This window comes from Streptomyces hilarionis (assembly GCF_024539675.1).
In the GTDB taxonomy this organism is placed as follows: Bacteria; Actinomycetota; Actinomycetes; order Streptomycetales; family Streptomycetaceae; genus Streptomyces; species Streptomyces hilarionis.
Genome location: NZ_JAHHIT010000262.1, coordinates 1 through 6997, shown reverse-complemented (window position 1 = coordinate 6997; position 6997 = coordinate 1). Strand labels below are relative to the sequence as shown.

At 74.2% G+C, this 6997-nt stretch carries 7 protein-coding genes and 1 pseudogene; 3 read left to right on the top strand and 5 right to left on the bottom strand.

Annotated elements, in window-relative coordinates; translation table 11 throughout:
* Positions 1-355, bottom strand: a pseudogene (locus KMS84_RS37065) (metallophosphoesterase); the annotation flags it as partial.
* Entirely contained in the window at positions 349-597 is a 249-nt protein-coding gene (locus tag KMS84_RS37060) for an SCO4848 family membrane protein (RefSeq protein WP_256920950.1), read from the bottom strand. The gene KMS84_RS37060 and the pseudogene KMS84_RS37065, both read right to left, overlap by 7 nt.
* 91 nt (positions 598-688) lie before the next feature.
* Here KMS84_RS37060 and KMS84_RS37055 point away from each other — a divergent pair, with 91 nt between their 5' ends.
* On the top strand, positions 689-2026 hold the full coding sequence (locus tag KMS84_RS37055; protein WP_256920949.1) for a D-alanyl-D-alanine carboxypeptidase family protein: 1338 nt from the start codon (positions 689-691) through the stop codon (positions 2024-2026).
* Here KMS84_RS37055 and KMS84_RS37050 read toward each other — a convergent pair.
* The 3 genes from KMS84_RS37050 to KMS84_RS37040 all read right to left on the bottom strand — a co-directional run bounded on the left by KMS84_RS37050 (position 1980) and on the right by KMS84_RS37040 (position 4484).
* Positions 1980-2897: a YihY/virulence factor BrkB family protein gene (locus KMS84_RS37050; protein WP_256920948.1), complete on the bottom strand. Its 918-nt coding sequence runs from the start codon at positions 2895-2897 to the stop codon at positions 1980-1982. The genes KMS84_RS37055 and KMS84_RS37050 overlap by 47 nt on opposite strands.
* Before the next feature lie 98 nt (positions 2898-2995).
* Positions 2996-3946, bottom strand: coding sequence for a decaprenyl-phosphate phosphoribosyltransferase (locus tag KMS84_RS37045; RefSeq protein WP_256920947.1), 951 nt, complete (start codon positions 3944-3946; stop codon positions 2996-2998).
* Complete coding sequence (locus tag KMS84_RS37040; protein WP_256920946.1) at positions 3939-4484, bottom strand: phosphatase PAP2 family protein; 546 nt, start codon at positions 4482-4484, stop codon at positions 3939-3941. The genes KMS84_RS37045 and KMS84_RS37040 overlap by 8 nt, the downstream gene beginning before the upstream one ends.
* A gap of 133 nt (positions 4485-4617) precedes the next feature.
* Here KMS84_RS37040 and dprE1 point away from each other — a divergent pair, with 133 nt between their 5' ends.
* Complete coding sequence (dprE1, locus tag KMS84_RS37035; protein WP_256920945.1) at positions 4618-5991, top strand: decaprenylphosphoryl-beta-D-ribose oxidase; 1374 nt, start codon at positions 4618-4620, stop codon at positions 5989-5991.
* Positions 5988-6743: a decaprenylphospho-beta-D-erythro-pentofuranosid-2-ulose 2-reductase gene (gene dprE2 / locus KMS84_RS37030; RefSeq protein WP_256920944.1), complete on the top strand. Its 756-nt coding sequence runs from the start codon at positions 5988-5990 to the stop codon at positions 6741-6743. The genes dprE1 and dprE2 overlap by 4 nt, the downstream gene beginning before the upstream one ends.
* Positions 6744-6997 lie beyond the last annotated feature (254 nt).

Here is a 6997-nt window from a genome sequence, read left to right as displayed (position 1 = left end):
GAGCGGGGGCGGGGACCGCCTCGGCGGGCGCGGCGGCGCGGGCGCGCCGCTCCAGGAGGCGGCGCAGCAGCGGCCGTACGAGCTCGCCGGCGAGGACGGCGAGCAGCAGGTAGACCGAGAGCGCCAGCCACAGGAAGCCCGGCCAGGCCAGGACCTGCTGGAGCCGGAAGGGCGCGCCGGCGCGTTCGGCGACCAGGGCGCCGATCGCCAGCGCCCAGCCGCCCGCGAGCAGCGCCGCGCCGCCGCGGCGCGCGCGGCCGGGGCCGCGGGTGGTGTCGCGGAACAGCCGCTGCCACAGGTACCGGTTGGCGGCGGCCAGGAGGGTGAGCGCGAGCAGCGCGAAGACGATCAGCACCGCTGTGACGTCCGGCCGAGTGCGCGCAGCCCACGCAACCCGATGGCTCCGACGGCCGTCCCCAAGAGGAAGGAGACGACGGCGAGCGTGAGGTGCACCCAGAAGTAGGCCGTGGGGTGGCCGTCGTCGAAGGCGAGTCCGCTGCCGTCCTTGACCAGGTTCTTGACGAAAGTGATCCAGATGATCCAGCTCCACACCCCGAAAGCGAGCAGGAACCAGCAGAGGCGGCGGCTGAGCGTCATGCGTCCAGTATCGCCGCCCGGTGTCCTGATCCGTGACCGGGGTGGGGAGGGCGGCGGGACTTCCCGTCGCGCGCCGGGTAATTTCTCCGTCGTGCCCGCACCCATGAATCGGACCGTCAGGCGTGCCCTGCTGGTCACCTCCGCGACCCTCGCGTCCCTCGCGCTGACCGCGCCCGTCTCGCTCGCCGCGCCGAAGCCGTCCCCGTCGCCGGCGGCGTCCGGTTCGCCGTCCGCGCGTGCCTCCGCCTCGCCGACGGGCGCCGCGTCGGTCGCTCCCCCGGCGGACATGTCGACCGTGGGCGGCACGAGGCTCGGGCAGGCGGGCACCCAGGTGGCGCTCGCGGGCGGTGCGCCGGTGCTGCCCAAGGACCTCACCGCGCGCTCGTGGATCGTCGCGGACGCCGAGTCGGGCGACGTGCTGGCCTCGCACAACGCGCACTGGCGGCTGCCCCCGGCGAGCACGATGAAGATGCTGTTCGCCGACACCGTGCTGCCGAGGTTCCCCAAGAACACCGTGCACAAGGTGGATCCGAAGGACCTGGCCGGCATGGGCGAGGGGTCCAGCCTCGTCGGGATAAAGGAGGGCGAGACGTACACGGTCCACGACCTGTGGCTCGGCGTCTTCCTGCGCTCCGGCAACGACGCGGTGCACGTGCTGTCGGCGATGAACGGCGGTGTGGCGGCCACCGTCGAGCAGATGAACGAGCACGCCGGTGAGCTCCAGGCCCTCGACACGCACGTCGTCTCCCCCGACGGCTACGACGCCCCGGGCCAGGTGTCCTCGGCGTACGACCTGACGCTGTTCGCCCGGTCGGGCCTTCAGAAGGCCGACTTCCGGGAGTACTGCTCGACGGTGTCGGCCAAGTTCCCCGGCGAGACGACGAAGAACAAGAAGGGGAAGACGACCCGCGGGGCGTTCGAGATCCAGAACACCAACCGGCTGCTGAGCGGCGACTACGACATCACGCAGTACCCGGGCATCGCGGGCGTGAAGAACGGCAACACCACCAACGCGGGCGCCACCTTCACCGGGGTCGCCGAACGCAACGGCAAGGTGCTGCTGGTGACGGTCATGAACCCGTCGAAGACGGATCACAACGAGGTCTACAAGGAGGCCGCCACGCTGCTCGACTGGGGCTTCCAGGCGGCCGGCAAGGTGACGCCGGTGGGCGAGCTGGTCCGGCCGCAGGGCGTGCGCAGCAGCGCGCAGCCCGGGGCGAACCCGTCGTCCGCGGTGGAGGGTGGTCAGGCCGGCGGCGCGGGGAACGTGTCGCACAAGCCGGTGGCGGGCGCGGTCGCCGGCGGCGGCTCGGGCGGGATGTGGGTCGCGCTGGCGATCAGCGGCGGCCTGCTGGCCCTGCTCGCGGGCGGCGCGTTCCTGGTCAACCGCCGCTGGCCGCTGCCGGACCTGGTACGACGTCGTCGCTGACGTCGATGTCCCGTGAGCTGTCGGGGGCGGTGCCCGTCGCCGTCCAGGCCGCGCAGTACAGGACCAGCTTCGAGGTGAAGTTGATCCACAGCAGCAGGGCGATGGGCACGCCGAACGCGCCGTACATGCTCTTCGCGGCCACGCCCTGCATGTAGCCGCTGAGCAGCAGCTTGAGCAGTTCGAAGCCGACGGCGCCGATGAGCGCGGCGACGACGAGCCGGCGCCGGGTGGGTTCGACGCCGGGCAGCAGCGTCAGGACGTACAGCAGGACCAGGAAGTCGGCGAGGACGGCGACGGCGAACGCGGCCAGGTGCAGCAGGACGCTGCCCCAGCCGGCTTCGGCGATGCCGAGTTCGCGGGTGATCCAGCCGACCAGCGCCGAGGCGACGGTCGAGATGGCGATGGTCAGCAGCACGGCGCCGCCGAGGCCGACGAGGACGCCCGCGTCCTTGATCTTGACGAGGACGGGGTTCTGGTCCCGGTCGGGGCACTCCCACACCGCGCGCAGGCAGTCCCGCATCTGACCGACCCAGCCGATGCCGGTGAGCAGCAGGAGGGCGCCGGCGATGGAGCCGACGGTGCCGGCGTTCTGGACGAGGCTGTGGACGTCGAGCTGGTCGGAGATGCCGGGGACCTGGTCGGCGATCTTGTCCTGGAGTTCCTGCTGCTGGGACTCGCTCAGCGTGGCGGCGGCGATGGCCGCGGCGACGGTGAGCAGCGGGAAGAGGGCGACGAAGCTGACGAAGGTCATGGCGGCGGCCAGCCGCGTCCACTTCACCCGGTCCAGGCGCTCGTACGACCGCCACGCGTGCGTGGCCATGAGGCGCGCGATCCACGGCCCGACGCCGGGAAGCTTTTTCAGCCAGTCCATGATCCCACTCTGCCCTGCCGTTCGCGGCTGACTCCGAAGTCCCCGGGTTCGGATACCCCGAAATGCGCGGGACGGTCGCGGCCGCGGCGGCGCGGGGGCTACCAGTCGGCCACCGCGAGCGCGTACATGGCGAGCCAGGCCAGGGCGATGAGGGCGAGGGCGCGGTCGCCGAGGACGACCTCCTCGGGCTCCCCGGCGGCGCCCCGGTCGGCGAAGACCGCGTAGCGCAGGACCGCCAGGACGAAGGCGACGACGGACAGCTGCCGCCACGGCAGCACGCTCGTGTGCGCCACGCCGCCCTCCTCCAGGGCCCACAGGCAGTAGCCGAGGACGGCGACCCCGGCGGCCAGCTGCCAGACGAAGCGCAGGTAGCCGGTGGTGTACTCGGTGAGCAGCGCGCGGGTGGCGCCCGCGCGCCCGGCCATCTGAACGGCCTCGGAGTAGCGCTTGGCCGCGACCATGAACAGCGCGCCGAACCCGGTGGTGATCAGGAACCAGCGGGACAGGGGGATGTCCAGGGCGAGTCCGCCGGCCGCGGCCCGCATCAGGAAGCCGGTCGTGACGACGACGAGGTCGAGGACCAGGACGTGCTTCAGACGCAGGCAGTAGGCCAGCTGCACGACCAGGTAGGCGGCGAGCAGCACGGCGACGGCGGGGGTGGTCAGCCGGGCCGCCGCGAGCGGCGCGAGGACCGCCAGGGCGCCGCCGGCCGCGAGAGCGAGCGACGCCGGGACCTGGCCGGCGGCGACGGGACGGTGCCGTTTGGCGGGGTGGGCGCGGTCGGCCTCGGCGTCGCGGGCGTCGTTGACCAGGTAGACGGCGGCCGAGCAGGCCGTGAACAAGGTGAATACCAGGGCGAGTTGGACGAGGGTGTGCGGGGAGGAGAGCCGGCCCGCGGCGGCGGGGGCGGCGACGACCAGCACGTTCTTGATCCACTGCCGCGGGCGGGCGGTGCGCAGCAGGCCGCCGAGGAGGGTGCCGGGCCGTACCGGCGGCCGGGGCGGCGGCGGACGGTGCGTCCGCTGCCGGTGCAGCAGGGCCTCAGCCACACCGCCCTCCCGTCGTCCGGCGCGCCGCGAGGCTCGCGGTGAGGGCGCCCAGGGCCGCGCCGGCCGCCACGTCGGTGGGGTAGTGGACGCCGGCCACGAGCCGGGAGAGGCACATCGCGGCGGCCAGCGGGGGAACGGCGTGCGCGCCCAGCGCCCCGTAGGCGACGGCGGCGGCGCCCGCGGAGGCGGCGTGCGAGCTGGGGAAGGAGTGCCGGCCCGCGGTGCGCACCAGGGGCTCGACGTGCCGGGGGCGCGGCCGGCGGACGACCCGTTTCAGGCCCATGCTGGCGAGGTGCGCGCCGGCCGTGAGCGCGGTGGCGCGCAGCCAGGCGGCGCGGCGCGGGGTGTCCACGGCGGCTCCCAGGGCGCCCGCCGCGATCCACAGGGCGCCGTGCTCGCCCGCCCCGGACAGGGCGCGTACCGTGCGGGCGACGCCCGGGTGCGCGCCGCGGGCGTGCAGCGCCGAGAGGATCCGGTGGTCGAGGTCGCTCAGGCCGCCCGGGGCGGAGCGGGCGCCCGGTTCATCCAGTTCGTCCATGTGGACCCACTGTTCACGTCGCCCCCGGCGGAACTCCGGCAATATCGAGCGACATCCCATTAATCACCCGTTTCGGGGATGAACGTGATGTTTGACAACTATTCGGTCAGATAAGGGCGATACGGTCACGGACATGCCTGCCGAGACCGCTTCCGAGACAGTTTCCGTCACGGGATGGGGCCGCACGGCTCCCACCGTCGCGCGGGTGATCCGCCCCCGGACCTATCCGGAGGCCGTCGCGGCCGTCCGGGACTGCGGCGCCCGCGGCGGCATCCCGAGGGGCCTGGGGCGGGCCTACGGGGACGCGGCCCAGAACGCGGGCGGCACGGTCATCGACGTCACCGCGCTGGACCGGATCCATGTCGTCGACGCCGACGCGGGCGTCGTCCTGTGCGACGCGGGCGTCTCCCTCCACCGGCTCATGGAGGTCCTGCTGCCGCTCGGCTGGTTCGTGCCGGTGACCCCCGGCACCCGCTACGTGACCGTGGGCGGGGCGATCGCCGCCGACGTCCACGGCAAGAACCACCACGTCTCGGGCTCCTTCGCCCGCCATGTGTCGTCCTTCGAACTGCTCACCGCCGACGGCACGGTCCGCACGGTCCGCCCGGACAGCCCGCTGTTCGACGCGACCGCCGGCGGCATGGGCCTGACCGGCGTCGTCCTCACGGCCACGGTCCGTCTGCAACCGGTCGAGACCTCCCTGATGTCCGTCGACACCGAGCGCGCCGCCGACCTCGACGACCTGATGGCCCGGCTCACGGACGGCGACCACCGCTACCGGTACTCCGTCGCCTGGATCGACCTTCTCGCGCGCGGCGCGGCCACCGGACGCGCGGTGCTCACCCGCGGCGACCACGCGCCCCTGGACGCGCTGCCGCCCCGCGCCCGCAGGGCGCCCCTGTCGTTCAGCCCGTCGCGGCTCCCGGCCCCGCCCGCCTTCCTGCCGGACGGCCTGCTCACCCGCACCGGCGTGGGGCTGTTCAACGAGTTCTGGTACCGCCGGGCTCCCCGCGCGCGCAGCGGCGAACTCCAGCGGCTGTCCGCCTTCTTCCACCCGCTGGACGGCGTCCCGCACTGGAACCGCGTCTACGGCCGCGGCGGCTTCGTGCAGTACCAGTTCGTCGTGGGACACGGCCGGGAGGAGGCGCTGCGCCGGATCGTGGGGCGCGTCTCGGCCCGCCGCTGCCCGTCGTTCCTGGCCGTGCTCAAGCGGTTCGGGGAGGCGGACCCGGGCTGGCTCTCCTTCCCCCGCCCGGGCTGGACCCTCGCCCTGGACGTCCCGGCCGGGCTCCCCGGGCTCGCCGCCTTCCTCGACGAACTGGACGAGGAGGTGGCCGCCGCGGGAGGCCGCGTCTACCTCGCCAAGGACTCCCGGCTGCGGCCGGACCTGCTCGCCGCGATGTACCCCCGGCTGGACGACTTCCGCGCGCTGCGCGCGGAGCTGGACCCGCGCGGGGTGTTCGTGTCCGACCTCGCCCGTCGCCTCAACCTCCAGGAGCCCGCATGAAGGACGCCTTCGGCCTCCCCCAGTCCCTGCTCGTCCTCGGCGGCACCTCCGAGATCGCCCTGGCCACCGCGCGGCGGCTGATCGCCCGCCGCACCCGCACGGTGTGGCTGGCGGGCCGCCCCTCGCCCGCCCTGGAGTCGGCGGCCGCGCGCCTGCGTCCGCTGGGCGCGGACGTGCACACCGTCGCCTTCGACGCGCTGGACCCCGGCGCCCACGAGGCGGTCCTCGGCAAGGTGTTCGCCGAGGGCGACGTCGACCTGGTGCTGCTCGCGTTCGGCGTCCTCGGCGACCAGGCCAACGACGAGCGCGACCCCGCGGCCGCGGTGCGCGTCGCGCAGACCAACTACACGGGGGCGGTGTCGGCGGGCCTGATCGCCGCGCGGGCCCTCCAGACGCAGGGCCACGGCTCCCTCGTGGTCCTGTCCTCCGTCGCCGGGGAGCGGGCCCGCCGCTCGAACTTCATCTACGGCTCCAGCAAGGCCGGCCTCGACGCCTTCGCCCAGGGCCTGGGCGACGCGCTGCACGGCACGGGTGTGCACGTCATGGTGGTGCGCCCCGGGTTCGTCCGGACGAAGATGACCGCCGGGCTGCCGCAGCCGCCACTGGCGACGACGCCGGAGGCGGTCGCCACGGCCGTCGAACTGGGGCTGCGCCGCCGCTCGGAGACCGTGTGGGCGCCGGGCCTGCTCCGCGTGGCGATGTCCGCCCTGCGGCACACGCCGCGGGGACTGTTCCGCCGACTGCCGCTCTGACCGGGGGCTCGGCTCCGGCCGGGCCCCGGGCCTCTCTGCCGGATCCCGCCGGGGTCGCGGGATCCGGACCGCCGCGGGCGCCGCAGCTCCGAGCGGCCCGGCGCGAAGGAGGGGCCGGCCCTAGGGCGTGTTTCGAAAGTAGCGTCGTCCGCCCGGAGGGCGGGCCCGGCGGCGTCGGGTGCGTGCGATCGCAAGGCGGAGGGTCACCCCGATACTGGTTGTATCGGGGTGATCCCGACAACGCGGCGAGCGTG